Raw genomic sequence first — 19,342 nt, 5'->3', positions numbered from 1 at the left:
CGCCGTGCTTTAGCCCCGTCCGGGCCGACGTTCGGGTCATGAGCGACGACGACAGCCCGGGCTTCCACACGCGGAGCCTCCACGCCGGACAGAGCCCCGACGACGCGACGGGCGCGCGCGCCCCGCCGCTGTACCAGACCACCTCGTACGTCTTCGAGGACGCCGCCGACGCGGCCGCGCAGTTCGCCCTCGAAAAGCCGGGCCACATCTACTCGCGGCTGATGAACCCGACCGTCGGGATGTTACAGGAGCGCCTCGCCTCGCTCGAAGGCGGCGTGGGCGCGGTCGCCACGTCGTCCGGGATGGCCGCGTTCGACCTCGCGACCTTCCTGCTCGCCTCGGCCGGCGACAACATCGTCTCCGCGTCGTCGCTGTACGGCGGGACCTACACCTACCTCACCCACACCGTCGAGCGCCGCGGCGTCACGACCCGGTTCGTCGACACTCTCGACGTGGACGCCTACGAGGAGGCTATCGACGACGACACCGCGTTCGTCCACCTCGAAACCATCGGCAACCCGGCGCTCGTGACGCCGGACATCGAGGCCATCGCCGAGGTTGCCCACGACCACGGAACGCCGCTTTTCGTCGACAACACGTTCGCGACGCCCTACCTCTGTAACCCCATCGAGCACGGCGCGGACCTCGTCTGGGAGTCGACGACGAAGTGGATTCACGGGGCCGGCACGACCATCGGCGGCATCCTCGTCGACGGCGGCAGCTTCCCGTGGGACGAGTACGCCGACGACTACCCCGAAATCGCCAAGCCGAACCCGGCGTACCACGGCGTCAACTTCGACGAGACGTTCGGCCCCGCCGGCTTCACCTACGCCGCCATCGCCCGCGGCCTGCGCGACCTCGGCAACTCCCAGTCGCCGTTCGACGCGTGGCAGACGCTCGAAAAGCTCGAATCGCTCCCGCTTCGGATGCGCGCGCACTGCGAGAACGCGCAGTCCGTCGCGGAGTTCTTAGACGACCACGAGAAGGTGTCGTGGGTGAACTACCCCGGCCTCGACTCCCACGAGACCCACGAGGAGGCGTCGAAGTACTTGGATGGCGGCTACGGCGGCATGATTACCTTCGGCCTCACCGACGGCTACGAGGCCGCCAAGGGCACCGTCAACAACGTCGAACTCGCGTCGCTTCTCGCCAACGTCGGCGACGCGAAGACGCTCGTCATCCACCCGGCGTCCACGACGCACCAGCAACTCACCGACGACGAGCAGGCCGCCGCGGGCGTTACGCCCGACATGGTCCGCCTGTCTGTCGGCATCGAGGACGTCGACGACATCATCGACGACCTCGACCAGGCGATTCGCGCCGCGTCGAACTGAGCGGGCTTCGGCGTCGCCCGAGCGACCGACCACCGTTCCTTTTATTCCCGCGCCAGTAGGTATCTCCGTGGTAGAAGCACTCCTCTTCGTCGGTCTCCTGGTGGCAGTGTTCGTCGGGTTCAACATCGGCGGCTCGTCCACGGGGGTCGCGTTCGGCCCCGCGGTCGGGAGCGACGTGCTCGGAAAGCTCGCCGCCGCGGGGCTGATGACCGGGTTCGCGCTCCTCGGCGGGTGGACCCTCGGGCGGGAGGTCGTCGCCAAGATGGGCGGCGAAATCGTCCCGCAAAGCGAGTTCACCCTCGCGGCGAGCGTCGCCGTCCTCTTTTTCGTCGGCCTCGCGCTGTTGGTCTCCAACACCTTCGGCGTCCCCGCCTCCACGTCGATGACGGCCGTCGGGGCCATCGCGGGGCTCGGTCTCGCCCACGGGTCGCTCGACGCCGGCGTGATGCTCGAAATCATCTCGTGGTGGATCGTCGCGCCCGTCATCGCCTTCTGGGTCTGCGCGGTCATCGGACGGTACGTCTACCCCTACCTCGACGCGTGGCTCAAACTCGACCGCAGCCCCGGCGCGCTCGTCGCGCTCGACCGCGACGGCGGTTTCCCGCGGCCGCGACTCGGCCCGAACACGACCTACCGCGAGTTCGGCAGCACCGTCCTCGTCGTCGTCGTCGCCTGTTACATGGCGTTCTCCGCGGGCGCGTCGAACGTCGCCAACGCGGTCGCCCCGCTCGTCGGCAACGGCGCGCTCGAAATGAACACGGGCATCCTCGTCGCCGGCGGCGCAATCGGCCTCGGCGCGTTCACCATCGCCCGCCGGACGCTCGACACCGTCGGCAACGACCTCACGCAACTGCCCATCCTCGCGGCGCTCATCGTCGAGACGGTGAGCGCGTCGCTCATCTCCTTCCTGTCTGCCATCGGCATCCCCGCCAGCCTCGCCGTGAGCGCGACGATGTGCATCGTCGGCCTCGGCTGGGGGCGGGCGACTCGAACCGTCACCCTCGGGGAGGCCCTGAGCGGCGGCGAGGCCCCGCCGGTCTCGGTCAACGCGCTCACCGTCGAGAGAGAGGACGAGGTGCCGAAGATGGGCGAGGAAGCGCCGGACGAACTCTCCGCGCAGGACCTGTTCGACCCCGGCACGACCGGGCGCGTCATCTTCTTCTGGATGCTCACGCCCTCGCTTTCCGCTATCGCGTCGTACGCGCTGTTCTCCGCCGGCATCGTCTGACCCGTGCACCCGCCACACCTGTCATTCTGAAACTACCACGGTCAAAAATGTAATAAACGGGCGGTCGCCGCCGGAACGCGGGTCGAATTCGGCGCACGGAACAGCAAAGTCTAATGGGGTGGCCTTCGAATCCTCTGTCGATGCCCACGGTAACCTACCTCAACTACGAAGTTCTCGACGACAACGGCTGGGACCTCGACGACGACGACCTCTTCGAGCAGGCCGCCGACGCCGGTCTCGACGCCGAAGACTACGGTGAGATGGAAGTCAACCAGGGCGAGTACATTCTCGAAGCCGCAGAGGCGCAGGGCTACGACTGGCCCTTCAGCTGCCGTGCCGGTGCCTGTGCGAACTGCGCGTCCATCCTCAAGGAAGGCGAAATCGAGATGGACATGCAGCAGATTCTCTCCGACGAGGAAGTCAACGACAAGAACGTCCGTCTCACCTGCATCGGTTCGCCGGTCGAGGACGAGGTCAAGATCGTCTACAACGCGAAGCACCTCGACTACCTGCAGAACCGCGTCATCTAAGGCGCTCACCCGCACATTTCTTTCGACGCGCCGACCCGTGACCGGCGGGTCCGCCATTTGTCCGCGCAGTGAGCCGCGAGGCCGACAGCGATTTGTCCCGCGGCGCGGTCGGTCCGCCCGTGTCGAGGCTCGTGACCGCCGTCCGCGCGTTTCGCCCCGACCGCTCGCTCCCCAGCGAAGCGTCCGAACTCGGTCGAACCGGGCTGTTTCTCGCCTGTCTCGCAGTCGCGAGCGCGGCCAGCTACTGGGTGTCGCTCAGACTTCTCGGCGTCCCGGTAGTCGGCGCGCTCGCGTCGCCGAACGTCGCCGGCCTCGCGGTTCCGACGCTCGTCTACGCGCGCTATCGCGGTGTCCCGCCGTCGTTCGGTCTCCCCGAGCGCTCCCGCATCACCGACGCGCTGGCGGCGGCTCTCGCGCCGGGACTCGCCGTCGTCGCCGCGAACGCACTCCTCGCGGTCGGCTTCGACGCCTCGCTCGCCGCGCTCCTCGGGTGGACGTACCACCCGGAGGCGTCGGTCGTAACGGCGGCAGTTCAGGCCGCCGAAACCGTGGTTCTCTCCGGGCTCGGCTTCGGGCTCCTCGTCGCGGTGGTGTTCGACCTCGCCTCGTCGCGGGTCGGGCTCGCGCCCGCTCGGGCGGTCGTCGCTGCGGCCGCGCTCGCGACGTTCTTTCAGTCGGTGCTTCGGGACGCCGCCTTCACGCTGGTCGTCTTCCCGAAACCGTGGCGCGTCACCGTCCTCGGCCTGCTCCTCGTCGCGACCGTCTGCGGCTGTGTCGCGGTCGGCGTGACGTACCGAAGCGCGGCCGAGCGCTCGCTTCGGCCCGTCTCGCGGCTGACGCTCGCCCCCGTGTTCGCCTTCGGACTGCTCGGTCTCGCCGTCTTCGGAACCGTCTTCGTCGACGTTCCCGGCGGCGTCGAACACGTCCTGTGGGCGCTCGCGTTCGGACTCGCCGCCGTCGGTTACCAGCGCTCGCGGTCGGTGTGGGCCCCCGCGGCCGCGCTGGCGCTGTTTTCGCTTTCGGTTCGGCTCGTCGGCTTCGTCGAACTCGCGGCGTTCTGACCCGCCGCCGGGGTCGGTTTCAGGATTGATACCCGTCCCGAACACCTAACTCCCCTGCCCCCCGTCTCCGGGTATGTTCGGTATCGGCACGCTCCCCGACCTCCTGCGGTTGGTGGTACTCCCCGTCCTCGCGTGGACCGCGGTACGCGACGTTCGCACGCGGCGCGTCCCCAACGTCGTCTGGTATCCGCTGGCCGCGCTGGGTATCGCTCTGCTCGCGTGGGAACTGCTCGGCCACGTTCCGCCCGAGACCGTCTTCGACCGGCTCTACCTGATTCGCGTCGGCGTGAGCGTCTGTCTCGTCGTCCCGCTTTCGTATCTGTTCTGGCGGCTCGGCGGCTTCGGCGGCGCGGACGCGAAGGCGCTCATGGTGTTCGCTATCCTGCTCCCGACGTTCCCCAGCTACACCCTCGCCGGGACGGAGTTCCCGCTGGCCGCCACCCGCCTCGGCGTCTTCTCGATGACGGTTCTCACGAACACGGTCATCGTCGGCCTCGCCTACCCGCTGTTTCTCGCCGCCCGGAACCTCGCGGACGGCGAGTTCGAGTTCCCCATCTCGTTCGTCGGCCGCCGCGTCTCCGTGTCGTCGCTCTCGACGGCCCACGGCCGCCTGTTCGAGTCGCCCGAGGGCATCACGCGGAACGGCCTCGACCTCGACGCCCTTCGGATGTACCTCCGCTGGCGCGGCCTGACGCTCTCAGACCTGCGTTCGAACCCGGACGCGCTCCGCGACCCCGACAGCATCGACGAGACGTTCGACCCGACGGACGGTGCGGTCCACCGCGCGGCCACCGACGGCGGCGCGTCGGCCGATTTCGATGGCGACGGCGAGACCGTCGACGCCGCCGACGGAGACGCCCCCGGAGACGACGGCCGCGAAGCCGACTCTGGCGGGTCGTTCGACGACCCGTGGGGCGCGGCCCGCTTCCTCGACAGCATCGAGGGCAGCGCCTACGGCACGTCGCCGGAGAAACTCCGCGGCGGACTGGACCTCGTGACGACCCGCGAGTCGGTGTGGATTTCGCCGGGCATCCCGTTTCTCGTCCCCATGTTCGTCGGCCTCGTCGTCGCGTTCGTCTACGGCGACGTCCTCTTCGGCGTCCTCGGCGCGCTCGGTATCGTCTGAGCTTCCGCGGAGAGTCGGTTCCGGGCGTCTTCCGCGCGGCGACGCACAAGAGATAACCCCGACGACCGCGTGGCCCGAATCATGACCGTCGATGTCGATTTCGGCGAGGACGGCCTCGTCCCCGCCGTGGCGCAGGACGCCGACTCCGGAGCGGTGCTCATGCTGGCGTACGTCTCGCCGGAGGCGCTCGACCGAACCGTCGAAACGGGCCGGGCGCACTACTACTCGCGGAGCCGCGACGAACTCTGGGAGAAGGGGGCGTCGAGCGGCCACACACAGGCGATTCGGGAGGTCCGCGTCGACTGCGACGCCGACACCCTGCTGTATCTCGTCGACCAGACCGGCGGCGCGTGCCACACCGGCCACCGGTCGTGTTTCTACCGCACCGTCGGGGGCGAGCACGTCGGCGAGCGCGTCTTCGACCCCGACGCGGTCTACGACGGCGAGTGACCGATGCGAGCCGACCGATGACGACACCGACTGGCGCGGCGACCACGGCGACTCCCGTGGCGACCGACCGATGATTGCGACCGCAGGCCGATGGTGAACGTCAGTCCGATTTCGCTGGTCGCCATCGTCGTGGGGCTGACCTGTTTCGCCCTCGGCGGCCGACTGCTCAAGAGCGCCGCGGCCGCCCGCCGGGTCGCCCGCTCCGACGACCCGGAGTTCGTCCTCGACCCGACCCGCGAGGACCCGCCGGACGACGAACTCGACGGCGACGACCTCGAACGCGGGTTCATGCTGTTGGTGTTCGGCGCGCTGGCGCTCCTGTTCGCGGCGATTAGCCTGTGAGCGGCGGGTGAAAAGAGGTTCTTTTCGGTCGGTTTTGCGGTCGAGTTATAGCGTCGCAACCGCGCTTCGGAGCGCGTCGGCGGCGTCCTCGGCGAGTTCGGTCGCGCGCTCCTCGGAGCGGCCTTCGGCGTAGACGCGGACTTTCGGCTCGGTCCCGGAGGGGCGGACGAGCACCCACGCGTCGCCGTAGTCGAGGCGGTAGCCGTCGGTCGTGTTCGGCGTCGCGTCGGCCGATTCGGCGTAGTCGGCGGCGGCGTTGAGCATCGCCGTCAACTCGGCTTCCTCGTCGTATTCGAGGTTGATGCGGACGTTGTAGTAGTCCTCGTAGGGCGCGACGAGTCCGCTCGCGGGGCGCTCGGCGACGAGTTCGAGGAACTTCGCCGCGATGTACGCGCCGTCGCGGACGAGGCGGTAGTTGGGGTAGAACACCCCTCCGTTGCCCTCGCCGGCGACGGGGACGTTCCGGCCCTCGCGCCAGAGTTCGCGGATGCGGGTGATGAGGTTCGTCGCGCCGATGGGCGTGAGTTCGAGGTCGGCGCCGACCTCCTCGCAGACGTCGACGAGGCGCTGGGAGACGTTCACGGCGGAGACGGTCGCGTCGCCCGGTTCGAGGGCGGCGGCCGCGAGGGCGGCAAGCGACGCCTCGCCGGAGATGCACTCGCCGCGCTCGTTCACGAAGACGGCCCGGTCGGCGTCGCCGTCGTGGGCGATTCCAACGTCGGCGTCGGTCGCGCGGACGAGTCGTTCGAGGTCGCGGAGGTTCTCGGGGACCGGCTCGGACTGGCGACCGGGGAAGTGGCCGTCGGGCTGGGCGTTGACCGTACGGACCTCGCAGCCGAGTTCGCGGAGGAAGTCGGGCGTGACGAGCGACCCGGCCCCGTGGCCGGGGTCGAGCGCGACCGTGAGGTTCGCGGCGGCGATTTTCTCGCGGTCGACGTTGGCGAGGAGGTCCTCCCGGTAGTCGTCGTTCGCGGTCTCGACCGACCGGACGCGTCCGACGGCGTCCCACTCGGCCACGTCGAACTCCTCGGCGAGGATGTGGTCTTCGATGCGCTCTAGCTCCTCGACGGCGAGTTCGACGCCGTCGTCGCCGACGAGTTTGACGCCGTTGAACTCCGGGGGGTTGTGCGAGGCCGTGATGACGACGCCCGGAACGGCCTGATTCTCGCAGTAGCGGACCGCCGCGGGAGTGGGGACGACGCCGAGGTCGTCCACGTCGACGCCGACGCTCGCCAGTCCGGACTCGGCGGCGTTGACGAACATCTCGCCCGTGGTTCGGGTGTCCCGTGCGATGGCGACCCGGTCCGCGTTCCAGACCGTGCCGGCGGCCTTGGCGACGCGGAGGACGAACTCCGGGGTGAGGCTCTCACCCACCACGCCGCGGGTGCCGCTGGAACCGAAGAGTTTCATTGAGTGTGTGTGAACTCCGGCGCGACAAAGCCGTTCCGAACTGTTGGTTCGCTTGTTACGTTCGTCGCCGCGTCCCGGTCACCGACTCCCGGTCGCCGTATCCGCACCAACTCCGAGTCGCCGTATCCGGTGCGTTTACGCACGCCGCTCGCCCACGGTGACGTATGTTCCCGGAGTTCGAAGTCGTCCCCGCGGTCGACATGCAAGACGGCGAAGTCGTCCAGCTCGTGCAGGGCGAACGCGGCACCGAAAAGAGCTACGGCGACCCGGTCGAAGCCGCTCGACGCTGGGTCGACGCCGGCGCGGAGACGCTCCACCTCGTCGACCTCGACGGCGCGTTCGAGGGCGAGCGGAAGAACGCCCCGGCGGTGGACGCCGTCCTCGACGCGGTCGACGTGCCGCTCCAACTCGGCGGCGGCATCCGCACCGCCGACGACGCCCGCGACCTCCTGGACCGCGGCGTCGACCGCGTCATCCTCGGCACGGCGGCCGTCGAGAACCCCGATATCGTCGCCGAACTCGCCGCCGACTACCCCGACGGCGTGATGGTCAGCCTCGACGCGAAAGACGGCGAAGTCGTCGTCTCCGGCTGGACCGAGGGCACCGGCCTCGACCCCGCCGAGGCGGCCGCCCGCTACGAGGAACTCGGCGCGGCGGCCATCCTCTTCACCGACGTGGACGTGGAGGGGCAACTCGAAGGCGTCCACCTCGAGACGACCTCGGCGGTCGTCGACGCGGTCGACATCCCGGTCGTCGCCTCCGGCGGCGTCGCCTCTCTCGACGACGTGCGTGCGCTCCGCGAGGCGGGCGCGGCGGCGACCGTCGTCGGCACCGCGCTCTACGAGGGTCGATTCACGCTCGAAGAAGCGATGGAGGCGTAGTCGCGTCGCCGGCACGCCGAGACGTGGCCGAGGCGTGGCCGGGACGCCGCGCGCCGCTACGCGTCGAGATACGCGGCGACGGCCGCGGCGAGGCTCTCGACGGTCCCGTAGACGCCGACGGCGACGAACAGTGCGCCGATAATCGCGGTCTCGGGGCGCGAGGTCGCCAGGAACGGCCCGGCGAGGACGAGCATACTGACCGTCACTACGTCGCGTTTCGGACTGGCGGTCGCTCCGCGGCCCATCAGTCGCCCGCCCCCTGACGGGTCGACACTTTTCGCGTCGGTTCGCTCTCTATCACTTCAGACGCCCCCGCCGAGCACGACCGCGCTGACCGCGAGCGTCACCAGCGCGACGCCGAACGCGACGGCGACCCCGGACCGCGCGGTGAGCAGAAGTCCCCCGACGCAGATGGTGTACCCCACCACCAGCGCTCCCTTTCGCTGCATACCCCACCGTACGCGTCCGAACGCATGAACGTCCGTCAGACGCGCGTCCGATGTGCGTCTGACGCGTCGGTGGCGTGCCCCGCCCGCTCGACGACGAGAATCCCTATATGCGCGGCCCGCCTCGAACGCGACATGAGCGACGCCGACCGACGCGCGGCCGTCTCCCGCGAGACGGCCGAGACGACCATCGACGTGACGCTGGCCATCGACGGCGACGGCGACGCGGTCGTCGACACCGGTATCGGATTTTTCGACCACATGCTGGAGGCCTTCGCCAAACACGGCCTGTTCGACCTGACGGTCCAGTGCGACGGCGACCTCCACATCGACGACCACCACACCGTCGAGGACGTGGCCATCGTCCTCGGCGGGGCGTTCACCGAAGCGCTCGGTGACAAGCGCGGCATCGTCCGCTACGCCGACCGCAAAGTCCCGCTCGACGAGGCCGTCGCCTCCGTCGTCGTCGACGTGTCGGGTCGCCCCTTCTTCGAGTTCTCGGGCGACTTTTCCCAACCGTACGTCGGCGAGTTCACCAGCCACATGGCCGAACACTTCGCCATGTCGCTGGCGATGAACGCCGGCCTCACGCTCCACGCGGGCGTCGAGGGCGACAACGCCCACCACGAGGTCGAGGCGCTGTTCAAGGCGCTGGCGCGGTCGCTCGACGACGCGACCCGCGTGGACCCGCGGCGCTCCGACACGCCGAGCACGAAAGGGAAACTGTAATCGCCGCCTGCTCTCTGATTCCGCGCGTTCGACCGCTCAGGGCCGCCGGAGCGTCCCCGAGTCGTCGACGAGCAGCCCGCGTTCGATTGCGTAGTCGAAGATGTCGGCCACCTCGTCGTCGTCGAGGTCGTACGCGCCGGACGCCAGCGCCTCGACCTCCGCCCGCTCGACGGGGAACTCGCGGTTCTGGAGGATGCGGATGACCTTCCGGAACTTCGGCGGCTCCTCGCTCCGGCCGGACTCGCCGTCGGGTCGGGGCTGCTCGTCGGCCGCCGACGCGGAGGGCTCGTTCTCGGCTTCGGTTTCGGTCTTGGCCTCGGCTTCGTCGTCGTCCACGTCGTCGTTGTCGTTCGCGTCGTCTCCCGGAGAACCAGCGTCGTCGCCCTCGTCGGGCGAGTCGCGGTCCGTCGGCTCCGGCGGCGTCGGCGCGGGGTCGACCGCGTTCACGTCGACCGAGGCGGCCGCGCCGCCCGACCCGCTCGCGGTTCGCTCGGGTGCCGCGGACGCGCCCGTCTCGGCCCGCGCGTCGTCGGCCACGTCCACGTCGGCGTCGACGCCGAGCCGGGAGAGAAGCGGCGCGATGACCTCGCTGAGGGTCTCCTCGCAGTGCTCGCAGAGGACGACGCGCCGCTGGTCGTCGGCCGGCGTCAACGCCGGCGGCAGTACCTCGAACACGCCGACGGCGTCGGTCCCACAGAAATCGCAGGTGCGTAGTTCGCGCATGGACGACCGGTCTCCGCGCCGACGGTTAAACCCATTCCCCGGACGCGGCGTCGGCGGCCTGCCGGCGGGGTCGCCGCCGAATCCCTCGGCCGCGGCGTCGCCGGTGACGGACCACTTAATGCATCCGCCCGCAAATCCCCCGACCAACGAATGTTCGACGAGATTATGGAGAAGTTCGAGGGCAGCCCGAGCCAGCAGGCTGTCATTCGGCTCCTCTTGGAACGGGGCTTTTCCGTCAACGACCAGGGCCGGGTCGTCTCGGGCGGCATCGAGATACCGAACACCGGAATCGCCCGCGAGGCCGACGTCGACCGGCGGGTCGTCGACTCGACGACCGACGCCATCCTCGACGACGAGGAGCTTCGACGAATCTTCCAGAACATCTCGTCGATTCCGAGCCTGATGGACCTCGCGCCGGTGCTCGACCTCTCCGTGCTCACCGTCGAGGTGGCCGACGCCGACGAACCCGGCATCGTCGCCACCGTCACCTCGAAACTCGCTGACGCGGACATTTCGATTCGCCAGACGATAAGCGAGGACCCCGAGTTCACCGACGACCCGAAGCTCTACATCATCACCGACGAGCCGGTTCCCGGCGACCTGCTCAACGACCTGTCGAACCTCGGCTTCGTCCGCCGAATCACCATCGCCTGAGCCCGCCCGTCGGCACCGCGAATATTCTGTCAACACGGCAATAAGATTCTTGTAACCTCCCACGGTAGTTTTTCGCATGGTGTCCATGCGCAGTTGCATGTGCTGTGGTGAGCCGATTTCCGAGACGCGCCACCTCTGCGGCGTCTGCATCCAAAACGGGTGTACGTCGTACGCGGACGCCTGCGGCCAGTAGCGCGTCGATTCCGGTTCGAATCCCCGTCGCCGTCGCCGCCGCTTCCTGTTGGTCGCGTCGCTTGCCCTCCTCGCCGCCCGCGTCGGTGCGCCGACGACACGGTGCGAACGCTTTTCCACGCCGCGACGCCAACTCGGTGGCATGACCGACGCCTATCGAACCGTCGCCGGCCGGGCCGACGCCCGCTTCGAGGTCAACGGCTCGGAGTTCATCGGCTACGTCTCCCCCGCGGAGACGGTCGAGGAGGCGGAGGCGTTCGTCACCGAAATCGAGGAGCGCCACCCCGACGCGACCCACAACGTCCCCGCTTACCGGGTGCCCGCGGGGTCGGCCTCGTCGTCGGTCCCCGGCGAGGGGAGCGTCATGCTCCGCGAGTACCAGAGCGACGACGGCGAGCCGAGCGGTTCGTCGGGAAAACCGGCGCTCAACGTCCTCGTCCAGCAGGACGTGCGCAACGTCGCCGCCGTCGTGACGCGCTACTACGGCGGCACCAACCTCGGCGTCGGCGGCCTCGCCCGCGCGTACTCCCGGGCCGTGAAAGAAGCGCTCGACGCGGCGGGCGTCGTCGAGGAGATTCCCCACGAGCGGTTCACCGTAACCGTCGAGTACGACGACTCGGGGAGCGTTCGCGGGCTGTTAGAAAGCGCGGGCGTCGAGTTCGAGGCCGCCTACGAGGCCGACGTGTCCTTCGAGGTTCGCGTCCCCGTCGAGGACGGCCCGGAGCTCCGCGACCGCATCCGGAGCGCGACCAGCGGCCGCGCGAGCATCGAGTAGCGCGGCCGTTGGTCCGATTCGACGACCCTCGCCGCGTCGGCGCTCCCTCCGTTTCCTTTTCGCCCCCGACCCGCGAGCCGCGGGACTTCGACCCGAAACGAAGGGGTTCGCGGACTCGGGTATCGACCCCGCCGCACCCCTTGCAACAGTCTCTCACAGTAGTCTACGGGGGTGCGGTTCGGGACGTTCGACTCGAACGAAAACCCGCCGAGGGGACTCGTTTCTCGACCCGAAAAGAGGGGGTCTGCGAGGTCGTGGGAGACACGGCCCCCAACCCGACGCCGTCAGTCGACGATTATCTCGGAATCCGTCGAGTCGTCCGACGACCGCTTGGGCGACATCTGTTCTTCGTACTGGGTGATCCAGTCCGCGAAACAGGTCGGACAGAGCCGCTGGTCGTCCACGGTCGAGCCGTCGACCTGCAACTGGACCGCACGAGCGAGGGCGTCTTCGACCGCTCGTCCACAGCCGTCGCACGGGTCGCTCATCGTCGGCACCCTCCGGCGGCGCGAGGTTCGTCCATGCGTCGGAGGTGCGCGGGCGGTAACTTAGTCGTTACCCGAATCCGGGCCGGCGGTCGTCGCGACCGCCCGCGAGCCGTGACGCGACGAGGCGGGGCGAGGCGAGGCGGGACGAGACGGGGCGAGGCGGGACGAGACGAGACCGAGTTACGTCGTGCGGAACGCGCGGTCGCCGGCGTCGCCCAGTCCGGGGACGATGTAGCCGTCGTCGTCGAGATAGTCGTCGATGGCGACCGTCAGCAGGTCGACCTCGGGGAACTCGTTGTCGACGCGGAGCAGGCCGTCGGGCGCGGAGACCGCAGAGAGGACGAACAACTTCTCGGGGTCGACGCCCGCGTTTTCGAGGATGTGGTCGAGGACCGAGCACATCGTCGAGCCGGTCGCCAGCATCGGGTCCGCCACGATGACGGTGTCCTTCTCCGTGATTTCGGGGAGCTTCACGTAGTCGATGGTGATGGGGAAGCCGCCGTCGTCGTCCATCCCCGCCTCCTCGTCGCGGCCGGCGGAGATGACGCCCTGCTTCGCCCGCGGGAACGCCTTGAGCAGTCCCTCCACGAACGGCGTCGCGGCGCGGAGCACGTTGATGATGACGACGTTGTCGAGCCCTTTCACGCGCTCACCGGTGGTCTCCGCGAGCGGGGTCTGGATGGTGACGTACTCGGTCTCCATCGCGCCGTCGATTATCTCGTAGCCACAGATGCGGCCGAGTTTGACGAGGCCTTTCCGGAAGGCGACCTGCGTCGTCTCCACGTCCCGGAGGCGCGAGAGCGTGTCCTTCGCCAGCGCGTGCGTGATGAGGTACGCGTCGTCTCGGTCTTCGATGGGCATCTTACTGAGAAGGCGGTTTCCCGAAGGACATAAATGCGGCTATCGGCCGCCAGCGGTCGCCTGCGGGTAGTTCACGCGGAGAATGGGTCGGTGACCCATCCCGCGGTTTCAGTTCGTCACGAGGTACGTGACCGCCGTGAGCACGAGCGCCGCCGACGCGACGTTGACGACCGAGAAGGCCGCGAGGTCGAGGTACGACAGGCCGTAGACGACCACCGCCGCGAACACAGTCGAGAGGACGAGATTCATCACGAACAGCACCCGCGGGTCGCCCTCGCTCCACTCTATCTCCTCGCCGCGCTTTTCGTCGTCGCCGCCGGCGCGCTCCGACTCGCCGCTCATCGGCGGCCCTCCGGGACCGCGCCCGCGGCCGGGACCGAGTCGCGCTCTCGGGTCGGCTCCGCGAGCGCGACTTCCTCGCCGGGGTCGGTCGGGAAGTCGCCGGCGTCCGCGGACGCGCCGGGGTCGAGCAGGTGGGCGTCGAGCGCGGCCGCGAGTGCGTCTTCGTCCATGTCGCGGCCGATAAACACCAGTTCGGTCCGCCGGTCGCCGTGGTCGTCGTGCCAGTCGAAGTCGGGGTGGTTGCGGCGGTAGGTGTCCTGTTCGAACTCGGGTCGGGAGGCGACCCACGGGCCGGCGGCGGCGACGTACGCCGACGGGCCGGCCTGACTGTAAGTGTAGTGAACGTCCTCGGCTCCGGCGACCCACAGCGACCCCTTCGCGCGAACGACCGAGTCGGGGAGGTCGCCCAGCACCGCGGCCGCGCCGTCGGGGGCCAGCGGCGCGCGGCGGCGGTAGACGAACGACGTGACGCCGTAGGTCGCCTCGGCGTGCGCGGTCTCGCCGTGGTGGGTATGGTCGTGGTCGCCGTGGTGGGTACGGTCGTGGTCGTCGTGGTGGGTATGGTCGTGGCCGTGGTCATCGCGGTCTGCGTCCGCGCGTTCGTCGCGGCCGCGGTCGCCCTCGTTGTCGTCGCTTCCGCCCGTCTCGCCCTCCAGCGCCGCCCGCCAGCCGACGGGCGCGTCGGGGTCGTGGAGGTCCGACAGGAGCAGGTCCACGTCCACGTCGCCGCGGGTCGTCTCCACCACGGCCGCGCCCGGCCGGAGCGCTTCGACCGCGTCGCGGACCGCCGCGAGTTCCGCGTCGGAGACGAGGTCGCGCTTGTTGAGGACGACGAGGTCGGCGCTTTCGACCTGCTCGACGAGGAGGTCCGAGAGGGGGCGCACCGACCCGTCTCCCTCCTCGGCGACGGTTCGGTCCGGGTCGCCGCCGCCGAAGGTGTCCGCGAACAGTCGCGAGTCGACGACCGTCGCGAGGCCGGCCACGTCGTAGCGGGCGGCCGCCCGCGAGGTGACGAACAGCCGGGCGACCGGCCCGGGCTCCGAGACGCCCGACGCCTCCACGACGAGGTGGTCGAACGACCGCTCGCGAGCGAGGCGGACGACCGCGGTTTCGAGGTCGTCTTGTAGCTCACAGCAGATGCAGCCGTTCGACAGTTCGGTCACGCCGCCGCCGACCGCGAGGTCGGACTCCTCGGCGACGAGTTCGACGTCGACGTTCACGGAACCCATGTCGTTGACGAGCACGGCGATGTCGCGGTCGCCGGCGTTCGTCAACAGGTGGTTGAGTAGCGTCGTCTTACCCGCCCCGAGACTCCCGCCCAGCACCGTCACCGGAATCGTCTCCCCCGCGTTCATGAGCGGGCCTACCGGGGCCGTACATATGAAATCGCAGGTAACCAGCGCGGACGTTCGTGAACGATACCCTTTTGTCCGACAGCGGGCGAGTGTGTAAACTGATGACGCTCGCCGCGCGCATCGAGTCCTTCCGCGAACTCGTCGAAGAGTGGCTCCGCGGCCTCTACCACGGGATGATTTCGCACCCCGCCTACGAGAAGATAGAACAGCAGGCCGAGGACGACGAGGACGCGTTCATGCTCGCGTGCTTCCCCGACGCGTTCGGCATCCCCTCACCCATCTCCTATTACACCGCCGAACTGCTCCCCTATCTCGAAGACGAGTTCGAGGCGTGGGAGCGGCGGATGTGGGACCGCGGGTCGCTCCTCGAACGCAAGGGCCACCAGTACCACTTCTAACATGCGCAAATTCGTCTTCTTCGGCGGCAAGGGCGGCGTGGGCAAGACGACGATGTCGAGCGCCTACGCGGTCAAGTGCGCCCGCGACGGCGTCCGGACGCTCCTCGTGTCGACCGACCCGGCCCACAGCACGAGCGACGTGTTCGACCAGTCGTTCACCGACGAGCCCGCGGCGGTCGCGGGCGAGTCGAACCTCGACGCGATGGAAATCGACCCCGAGACCGAGGTCCGCGAACATCTCATGGAGACGAAGCGGGCGATGGGCGACCAAGTCAGCCCGGCGATGGTCAACGAAATCGACCGGCAGATAGAGATGGCACACCAGACGCCCGGCGCGTACGAGTCGGCGCTGTTCGACCGCTTTATCGACGTGATGCGCTCGGCGGACGACTACGACCGGGTCGTCTTCGACACCTCACCGACCGGCGGGACGCTCCGACTGCTCTCCCTGCCGGAGTACCTCGACGGCTGGATTCAGCGGCTCCTCCACAAGCGCAAGGAGTCGGTCAAACTGTTCGAACGCGCCGCCATCGGCAACAACGAGCCCCGGCGCATGATGGACGGCGACCCCATCATCGCCCGCCTCGAACAGCGCCGCGACGACTTCTCGTTCGCCAAGACGACGCTCCGGGACGACGCCGCCTTCTTCCTCGTCGTGAACCCCGACGAGCTATCGCTCCGCGAGACCGAGCGCGCCATCGACCAACTCGACTCTTACGGCCTCGACGTGCGCGGCCTCGCGGTCAACCGCCTCACGCCCGAACCCGACCCCGACGAGTCGGGCCGGGGGGCGACGTTCTTGCGCGAACGAGTCAAGACAGAGCGCGAGCGACTCGACGACCTCCGCGAGAATTTTTCACCGCCGCTCGTCGCCGCCGTCGAGACGCGGGTCGCAGAGGTCAAGGGTGACTTCCTCGGCGAGGTCGCGTCCGAACTCGACGTAGACACCGCACCGGACACTCAGTAAGCTGTCACAACGAGCCGCGCGGCGGAAGTTTTCGACGCACATCTCCGAACGAACCTGTCGTTCGAACACGATACATTCCTATCTATCGTTACCATTAAGGGAGGCATTTTCGTTTCTCTCAATGGGGCAGCGTACCATGGTACAAGTCATTTGGTTGGTCGTCACGGTGCTTGCGTTGTTTACCGTCGGGTATCTCGGTTACTCCCGATATCTCGCGCAGTTCGTCGAACTCGACGACAGTCGTGAGACGCCAGCGCACAAGTACGAAGACGGTCAAGAATACGTTCCGGCGAAAAAGCCGGTGTTACTGGGGCATCACTATTCGAGCATCGCGGGCGGCGCGCCGATTGTCGGGCCGATTACGGCGGGCGTGGTGTGGGGCTGGGTCCCCGCGCTCGCGTGGATTGCGCTCGGGAACCCGCTTCTCGGGAGCGTCCACGACTTCGTGTCGCTGTCGAGCAGCCTGCGACACGACGGGAAGTCCATCGGCTACATCATCGGCGAGTACGTCGGCGAGCGCGGCAAGAACATGCTGTTGTGGTTCGCGTTTCTCACCATCGTCCTCGTCGTCGCGGTGTTCGCCCTCGTGGTGGCCATCGTGTTTAACGCCTATCCCGAGGCGGCCACGGCGAGCCTGGTGTACATCGTCCTCGCGGTGCTGTTCGGCGTCTACCTCTATCAGCTGAATCTCCCGTTCCTGCTCGGGACGGGTGTGTTCGTCGCGGCGATGTTCGTCGGCGTCTACGCGGGGATTCAGTACCCGATTGCGCTGTTCGAGCCCGCGGCCCGCGCGCCCGCCGAGACGTTCGTCCTGTTCTCCGGCTCCGGCTCGTGGCTCCCCGGCGCGAGTTCGTTCAACGGGAACACCGCGGCGTGGGTCCCGATTATCCTCGTCTACGGGGCGGTCGCCAGCGCCCTCCCGGTGTGGGTGCTGCTGCAACCGCGCGACTACCTCTCGTCGTTCCTGCTGTACGCGGGCGTCGGCGGCGCGCTCGTCGCCATCGTCGCGGGCACGTTCTTCACGACCCCGACGCAACCGCTCGTGACGAACCTCGAACCGTACTACGGCTTCATCGGTCGCTCCGGCGCGCCGCTGTTCCCGCTTCTGTTCATCACCATCGCCTGCGGGACCATCAGCGGGTTCCACTCGCTCGTCTCGTCGGGCACGACCTCGAAGCAACTGAACAAGGAGTCCGACGCGCGCGTCATCGGCTACGGCGGCATGCTCGGTGAGGGCCTCCTCGCCACCGTCGCGCTGGCGACGGTCGCCATCATCGCGCCCGACGTGGGCGGCGGTATCGGCCTCGCGCTGCCGACGTTCGCCGCGGGCGGCGGCGTCATCCTGTCGAGCTTCGGCATTCCGACTGACTTCGGCGGGCCGTTTATGGCCCTCGTGCTGGTCAGTTTCCTCCTCACGTCGACCGACACCGCGGTTCGCCTCGGTCGCTACATGATGGAGGAAATCGTCGGAACGCCCGAGACGCCGGTCGAGGAGTTCGCGACCAACCGCTACGGCAACGCGTTCGTGCAGTCGCTGCCGGCGTACATCCTCATCACGAGCGGCTCGTGGCTGACGCTCTGGCAGCTGTTCGGGGGCGCGAACCAGCTGCTCGCCGCGCTGGCGCTCCTGACCGCGACCGTCTGGCTCGCCAACTGGGACGACTCTAAGCAGCTTCTCAGCACGGGCCTGCCGATGGCGCTCATGACGACCATCACGTCGCTTGGCCTGCTGTGGCTCGCGTTCCACGACAACCTCTACGCGAAGTTCATGAACCCCGAGTGGATGGCCTCGGCGGGCACCTTCGCGATGGTGTCGGCGGTCGTCCAAATCGTCCTCGCGCTGGTGCTCGTCTATCTGGCACTGGCGCTGGCGAAAATCGGCTACGACAACATCAAAGACGCCCGGAGTTCGGGCGGCGGTGGCGGTCGCGGCGGTCGGTCGCAGCCGAGCGACGACTGACGCGCGGTCGTTCGCCGTTTCGACGCCGCTTTTTTCACCGACGCAGCTTCCCGAGGAGTCGGTCCAACACCCCGTCGGATGCGGCCGGCGACCCGTCGCTCCAGAGGGTGAACGCGGCGACCGAGTCGGCGTTGCGGCTCGCCACGGCGTCCTCGTCTGTCGGCGCGACGACGGCGACGTTCACTTCGTAGTGGCCGTAGTAGCCGAACTTCAGGAGCGTCCGGTCCGCGAAGTCGGACACGAACGTCCGGACTTCCTCCGGCACCGCGTCGGCGACGAGGACGAAGGTGAAGTCCGTCCCGTAGTGTTCCTCGTCGGGGTCTATCCACTCGTCGGCGAGCGCGTGGCCCAGTTCGACGAGCCGTTCGAGTTCGGCGGCGGTGGCCGCGTCGACCCGCCGCGCGAACATGTACTCCATCGCGTGGTGGTTGGCGTAGTTGATAGACCGGTGGAGGAACTGCTTTTGGCTCTCCATCCGCATCGAGCCGAACAGGTCGAACCGCTCGCCGCGGACGGCGTACGCCCGCTGCAAGTCGTAGTTGTACATGAGCCGCTCGGCCGCCCGGTCGAGGTACTCGTCGTCCCACTCGGGGCGGTCGAGGGCGGGCTCCGTGGCCGACGCATCCGACTCCTCCGGCCCATCCGGGTCTCCCGCCCCTTCGGCGTCCTCGGGTTCGACGCGCTTCATTCCTCGTCGGAGTCGAAGGGCACGGCGTCGCCCGACACGGCCGGCGAGCCGAGCGCGAGCAGTTCGACCGACTCCGCGGCGTCCTCGGGGTTGTACGCCCGGTGGGGGCTCTCGGGGTCGGCGACGAACAGGCCGTCGGCGCCGACTTCGAACGTCTCGTCGGGCGTCTCGACGAACAGCGTGCCCGAGAGGACGTAGAACGCCTCCTCCTGTTCTGTGTGGTAGTGGTACGAAAGCGGCACTTGCTCGCCGGGGGCGGCCCGGAAGCGGTTGAGCGCGACGGTCTCTAAGCCCCCCTCACCGCCGATGCGGCGGAGTTCGCACGGGCGGTCGTCGGCGGGCTCGACGGCGGTTGCGTCCACGACGCGATATCCCATGAGACGGAGCAACACGTTCGACCGT

General features: G+C 68.6%; 24 protein-coding genes. 14 read left to right on the top strand and 10 right to left on the bottom strand.

Annotation, left to right across the window (positions count from 1 at the left end):
- Window positions 1-38 precede the first annotated feature (38 nt).
- The 7 genes from C458_RS13460 (at window position 39) to C458_RS13430 (ending at window position 6,071) form a co-directional block, all read left to right on the top strand.
- Window positions 39-1,334: an O-acetylhomoserine aminocarboxypropyltransferase/cysteine synthase family protein gene (locus C458_RS13460; RefSeq protein ID WP_008576471.1), complete on the top strand. Its 1,296-nt coding sequence runs from the start codon at window positions 39-41 to the stop codon at window positions 1,332-1,334.
- Window positions 1,335-1,440: 106 nt separating this feature from the next.
- Window positions 1,441-2,562: an inorganic phosphate transporter gene (locus tag C458_RS13455; protein WP_008576469.1), complete on the top strand. Its 1,122-nt coding sequence runs from the start codon at window positions 1,441-1,443 to the stop codon at window positions 2,560-2,562.
- A 140-nt stretch (window positions 2,563-2,702) separates the two neighbouring features.
- Window positions 2,703-3,092 carry a ferredoxin Fer gene (gene fer, locus C458_RS13450; protein WP_004974109.1) on the top strand — a complete coding sequence of 130 codons (390 nt, stop codon included), beginning with the start codon at window positions 2,703-2,705 and terminating at the stop codon, window positions 3,090-3,092.
- Window positions 3,093-3,211: 119 nt separating this feature from the next.
- Window positions 3,212-4,153, top strand: coding sequence for a hypothetical protein (locus tag C458_RS13445; protein ID WP_049897092.1), 942 nt, complete (start codon window positions 3,212-3,214; stop codon window positions 4,151-4,153).
- Between the two features lie 73 nt (window positions 4,154-4,226).
- Entirely contained in the window at window positions 4,227-5,279 is a 1,053-nt protein-coding gene (locus C458_RS13440; RefSeq protein WP_008576464.1) for an A24 family peptidase, read from the top strand.
- 81 nt (window positions 5,280-5,360) lie between these two features.
- The gene (gene hisI, locus C458_RS13435; protein ID WP_008576461.1) at window positions 5,361-5,729 is read left to right on the top strand and encodes a phosphoribosyl-AMP cyclohydrolase; all 369 of its coding nucleotides are present in this window, start codon (window positions 5,361-5,363) and stop codon (window positions 5,727-5,729) included.
- Window positions 5,730-5,819: 90 nt separating this feature from the next.
- On the top strand, window positions 5,820-6,071 hold the full coding sequence (locus C458_RS13430; RefSeq protein ID WP_008576459.1) for a hypothetical protein: 252 nt from the start codon (window positions 5,820-5,822) through the stop codon (window positions 6,069-6,071).
- 45 nt (window positions 6,072-6,116) lie between these two features.
- Here C458_RS13430 and glmM read toward each other — a convergent pair whose 3' ends face one another.
- Complete coding sequence (gene glmM / locus C458_RS13425; protein ID WP_008576457.1) at window positions 6,117-7,481, bottom strand: phosphoglucosamine mutase; 1,365 nt, start codon at window positions 7,479-7,481, stop codon at window positions 6,117-6,119.
- A 164-nt stretch (window positions 7,482-7,645) separates the two neighbouring features.
- Between glmM and hisA the strand changes: the two genes are divergently transcribed.
- Entirely contained in the window at window positions 7,646-8,362 is a 717-nt protein-coding gene (hisA, locus tag C458_RS13420) for a 1-(5-phosphoribosyl)-5-[(5-phosphoribosylamino)methylideneamino]imidazole-4-carboxamide isomerase (protein ID WP_004065951.1), read from the top strand.
- A gap of 56 nt (window positions 8,363-8,418) precedes the next feature.
- Here hisA and C458_RS13415 read toward each other — a convergent pair whose 3' ends face one another.
- Entirely contained in the window at window positions 8,419-8,607 is a 189-nt protein-coding gene (locus tag C458_RS13415; RefSeq protein ID WP_008576453.1) for a hypothetical protein, read from the bottom strand.
- 57 nt (window positions 8,608-8,664) lie between these two features.
- Complete coding sequence (locus C458_RS18745; RefSeq protein ID WP_223173856.1) at window positions 8,665-8,811, bottom strand: hypothetical protein; 147 nt, start codon at window positions 8,809-8,811, stop codon at window positions 8,665-8,667.
- A 132-nt stretch (window positions 8,812-8,943) separates the two neighbouring features.
- Between C458_RS18745 and hisB the strand changes: the two genes are divergently transcribed.
- On the top strand, window positions 8,944-9,537 hold the full coding sequence (gene hisB, locus C458_RS13405) for an imidazoleglycerol-phosphate dehydratase HisB (RefSeq protein WP_008576451.1): 594 nt from the start codon (window positions 8,944-8,946) through the stop codon (window positions 9,535-9,537).
- Between the two features lie 36 nt (window positions 9,538-9,573).
- Here the strand turns inward: hisB and C458_RS13400 are convergent, their stop codons facing one another.
- Window positions 9,574-10,260 carry a hypothetical protein gene (locus C458_RS13400; RefSeq protein WP_008576449.1) on the bottom strand — a complete coding sequence of 229 codons (687 nt, stop codon included), beginning with the start codon at window positions 10,258-10,260 and terminating at the stop codon, window positions 9,574-9,576.
- Window positions 10,261-10,410: 150 nt separating this feature from the next.
- Here C458_RS13400 and C458_RS13395 point away from each other — a divergent pair, with 150 nt between their 5' ends.
- Both C458_RS13395 and C458_RS13390 read left to right on the top strand, forming a co-directional pair.
- Window positions 10,411-10,914 carry an ACT domain-containing protein gene (locus tag C458_RS13395; protein WP_008576448.1) on the top strand — a complete coding sequence of 168 codons (504 nt, stop codon included), beginning with the start codon at window positions 10,411-10,413 and terminating at the stop codon, window positions 10,912-10,914.
- Between the two features lie 334 nt (window positions 10,915-11,248).
- Window positions 11,249-11,881 carry a YigZ family protein gene (locus C458_RS13390; protein WP_008576446.1) on the top strand — a complete coding sequence of 211 codons (633 nt, stop codon included), beginning with the start codon at window positions 11,249-11,251 and terminating at the stop codon, window positions 11,879-11,881.
- A 284-nt stretch (window positions 11,882-12,165) separates the two neighbouring features.
- Here C458_RS13390 and C458_RS13385 read toward each other — a convergent pair whose 3' ends face one another.
- The 4 genes from C458_RS13385 to C458_RS13370 form a co-directional block, all read right to left on the bottom strand.
- Window positions 12,166-12,369 (bottom strand): hypothetical protein, encoded by a 204-nt coding sequence (locus C458_RS13385; protein WP_004044866.1) that lies wholly within the window; start codon window positions 12,367-12,369, stop codon window positions 12,166-12,168.
- Between the two features lie 180 nt (window positions 12,370-12,549).
- On the bottom strand, window positions 12,550-13,230 hold the full coding sequence (gene upp / locus C458_RS13380) for a uracil phosphoribosyltransferase (RefSeq protein ID WP_004044864.1): 681 nt from the start codon (window positions 13,228-13,230) through the stop codon (window positions 12,550-12,552).
- 108 nt (window positions 13,231-13,338) lie between these two features.
- Window positions 13,339-13,572 carry a hypothetical protein gene (locus C458_RS13375; RefSeq protein WP_008576442.1) on the bottom strand — a complete coding sequence of 78 codons (234 nt, stop codon included), beginning with the start codon at window positions 13,570-13,572 and terminating at the stop codon, window positions 13,339-13,341.
- Complete coding sequence (locus tag C458_RS13370) at window positions 13,569-14,927, bottom strand: GTP-binding protein (protein WP_008576440.1); 1,359 nt, start codon at window positions 14,925-14,927, stop codon at window positions 13,569-13,571. Before C458_RS13370 ends, C458_RS13375 begins: the two co-directional genes overlap by 4 nt.
- Window positions 14,928-15,028: 101 nt before the next feature.
- Here C458_RS13370 and C458_RS13365 point away from each other — a divergent pair, with 101 nt between their 5' ends.
- The 3 genes from C458_RS13365 (at window position 15,029) to C458_RS13355 (ending at window position 18,252) form a co-directional block, all read left to right on the top strand.
- Window positions 15,029-15,325 carry a hypothetical protein gene (locus tag C458_RS13365; RefSeq protein ID WP_004044859.1) on the top strand — a complete coding sequence of 99 codons (297 nt, stop codon included), beginning with the start codon at window positions 15,029-15,031 and terminating at the stop codon, window positions 15,323-15,325.
- Between the two features lies 1 nt (window position 15,326).
- Complete coding sequence (locus C458_RS13360) at window positions 15,327-16,292, top strand: TRC40/GET3/ArsA family transport-energizing ATPase (protein WP_008576437.1); 966 nt, start codon at window positions 15,327-15,329, stop codon at window positions 16,290-16,292.
- 136 nt (window positions 16,293-16,428) lie between these two features.
- Window positions 16,429-18,252, top strand: coding sequence for a carbon starvation protein A (locus C458_RS13355; protein ID WP_008576435.1), 1,824 nt, complete (start codon window positions 16,429-16,431; stop codon window positions 18,250-18,252).
- Between the two features lie 34 nt (window positions 18,253-18,286).
- On the opposite strand, the gene C458_RS13350 is transcribed toward C458_RS13355, so the two are convergent.
- Entirely contained in the window at window positions 18,287-18,940 is a 654-nt protein-coding gene (locus C458_RS13350) for a hypothetical protein (RefSeq protein WP_008576434.1), read from the bottom strand.
- Window positions 18,937-19,317: a cupin domain-containing protein gene (locus tag C458_RS13345; protein WP_008576432.1), complete on the bottom strand. Its 381-nt coding sequence runs from the start codon at window positions 19,315-19,317 to the stop codon at window positions 18,937-18,939. Before C458_RS13345 ends, C458_RS13350 begins: the two co-directional genes overlap by 4 nt.
- Between the last annotated feature and the right edge of the window lie 25 nt (window positions 19,318-19,342).

The sequence above is a fragment of the Haloferax sp. ATCC BAA-644 genome, from assembly GCF_000336975.1.
Classification (GTDB): Archaea; Halobacteriota; Halobacteria; order Halobacteriales; family Haloferacaceae; genus Haloferax; species Haloferax volcanii.
Note: the sequence above shows the minus strand (reverse complement) of the source record. Positions and strands in the feature narration are given on the sequence as shown.

Bases quoted from the DNA above. Each gene is read 5' to 3' on its own strand.
- C458_RS13440 (WP_008576464.1), top strand. From the start codon at position 4,227: ATGTTCGGTATCGGCACGCTCCCCGACCTCCTGCGGTTGGTGGTACTC.
- hisA (WP_004065951.1), top strand. From the start codon at position 7,646: ATGTTCCCGGAGTTCGAAGTCGTCCCCGCGGTCGACATGCAAGACGGC.
- C458_RS13400 (WP_008576449.1), bottom strand. From the start codon at position 10,260: ATGCGCGAACTACGCACCTGCGATTTCTGTGGGACCGACGCCGTCGGC.
- C458_RS13365 (WP_004044859.1), top strand. From the start codon at position 15,029: ATGACGCTCGCCGCGCGCATCGAGTCCTTCCGCGAACTCGTCGAAGAG.
- C458_RS13350 (WP_008576434.1), bottom strand. From the start codon at position 18,940: ATGAAGCGCGTCGAACCCGAGGACGCCGAAGGGGCGGGAGACCCGGAT.
- C458_RS13370 (WP_008576440.1), bottom strand. From the start codon at position 14,927: ATGAACGCGGGGGAGACGATTCCGGTGACGGTGCTGGGCGGGAGTCTC.
- C458_RS13385 (WP_004044866.1), bottom strand. From the start codon at position 12,369: ATGAGCGACCCGTGCGACGGCTGTGGACGAGCGGTCGAAGACGCCCTC.
- C458_RS13355 (WP_008576435.1), top strand. From the start codon at position 16,429: ATGGTACAAGTCATTTGGTTGGTCGTCACGGTGCTTGCGTTGTTTACC.
- C458_RS13390 (WP_008576446.1), top strand. From the start codon at position 11,249: ATGACCGACGCCTATCGAACCGTCGCCGGCCGGGCCGACGCCCGCTTC.
- C458_RS13395 (WP_008576448.1), top strand. From the start codon at position 10,411: ATGTTCGACGAGATTATGGAGAAGTTCGAGGGCAGCCCGAGCCAGCAG.
- C458_RS13375 (WP_008576442.1), bottom strand. From the start codon at position 13,572: ATGAGCGGCGAGTCGGAGCGCGCCGGCGGCGACGACGAAAAGCGCGGC.
- upp (WP_004044864.1), bottom strand. From the start codon at position 13,230: ATGCCCATCGAAGACCGAGACGACGCGTACCTCATCACGCACGCGCTG.
- C458_RS18745 (WP_223173856.1), bottom strand. From the start codon at position 8,811: ATGCAGCGAAAGGGAGCGCTGGTGGTGGGGTACACCATCTGCGTCGGG.
- hisB (WP_008576451.1), top strand. From the start codon at position 8,944: ATGAGCGACGCCGACCGACGCGCGGCCGTCTCCCGCGAGACGGCCGAG.
- C458_RS13360 (WP_008576437.1), top strand. From the start codon at position 15,327: ATGCGCAAATTCGTCTTCTTCGGCGGCAAGGGCGGCGTGGGCAAGACG.
- hisI (WP_008576461.1), top strand. From the start codon at position 5,361: ATGACCGTCGATGTCGATTTCGGCGAGGACGGCCTCGTCCCCGCCGTG.
- C458_RS13460 (WP_008576471.1), top strand. From the start codon at position 39: ATGAGCGACGACGACAGCCCGGGCTTCCACACGCGGAGCCTCCACGCC.
- glmM (WP_008576457.1), bottom strand. From the start codon at position 7,481: ATGAAACTCTTCGGTTCCAGCGGCACCCGCGGCGTGGTGGGTGAGAGC.
- fer (WP_004974109.1), top strand. From the start codon at position 2,703: ATGCCCACGGTAACCTACCTCAACTACGAAGTTCTCGACGACAACGGC.
- C458_RS13415 (WP_008576453.1), bottom strand. From the start codon at position 8,607: ATGGGCCGCGGAGCGACCGCCAGTCCGAAACGCGACGTAGTGACGGTC.
- C458_RS13430 (WP_008576459.1), top strand. From the start codon at position 5,820: ATGGTGAACGTCAGTCCGATTTCGCTGGTCGCCATCGTCGTGGGGCTG.
- C458_RS13345 (WP_008576432.1), bottom strand. From the start codon at position 19,317: ATGGGATATCGCGTCGTGGACGCAACCGCCGTCGAGCCCGCCGACGAC.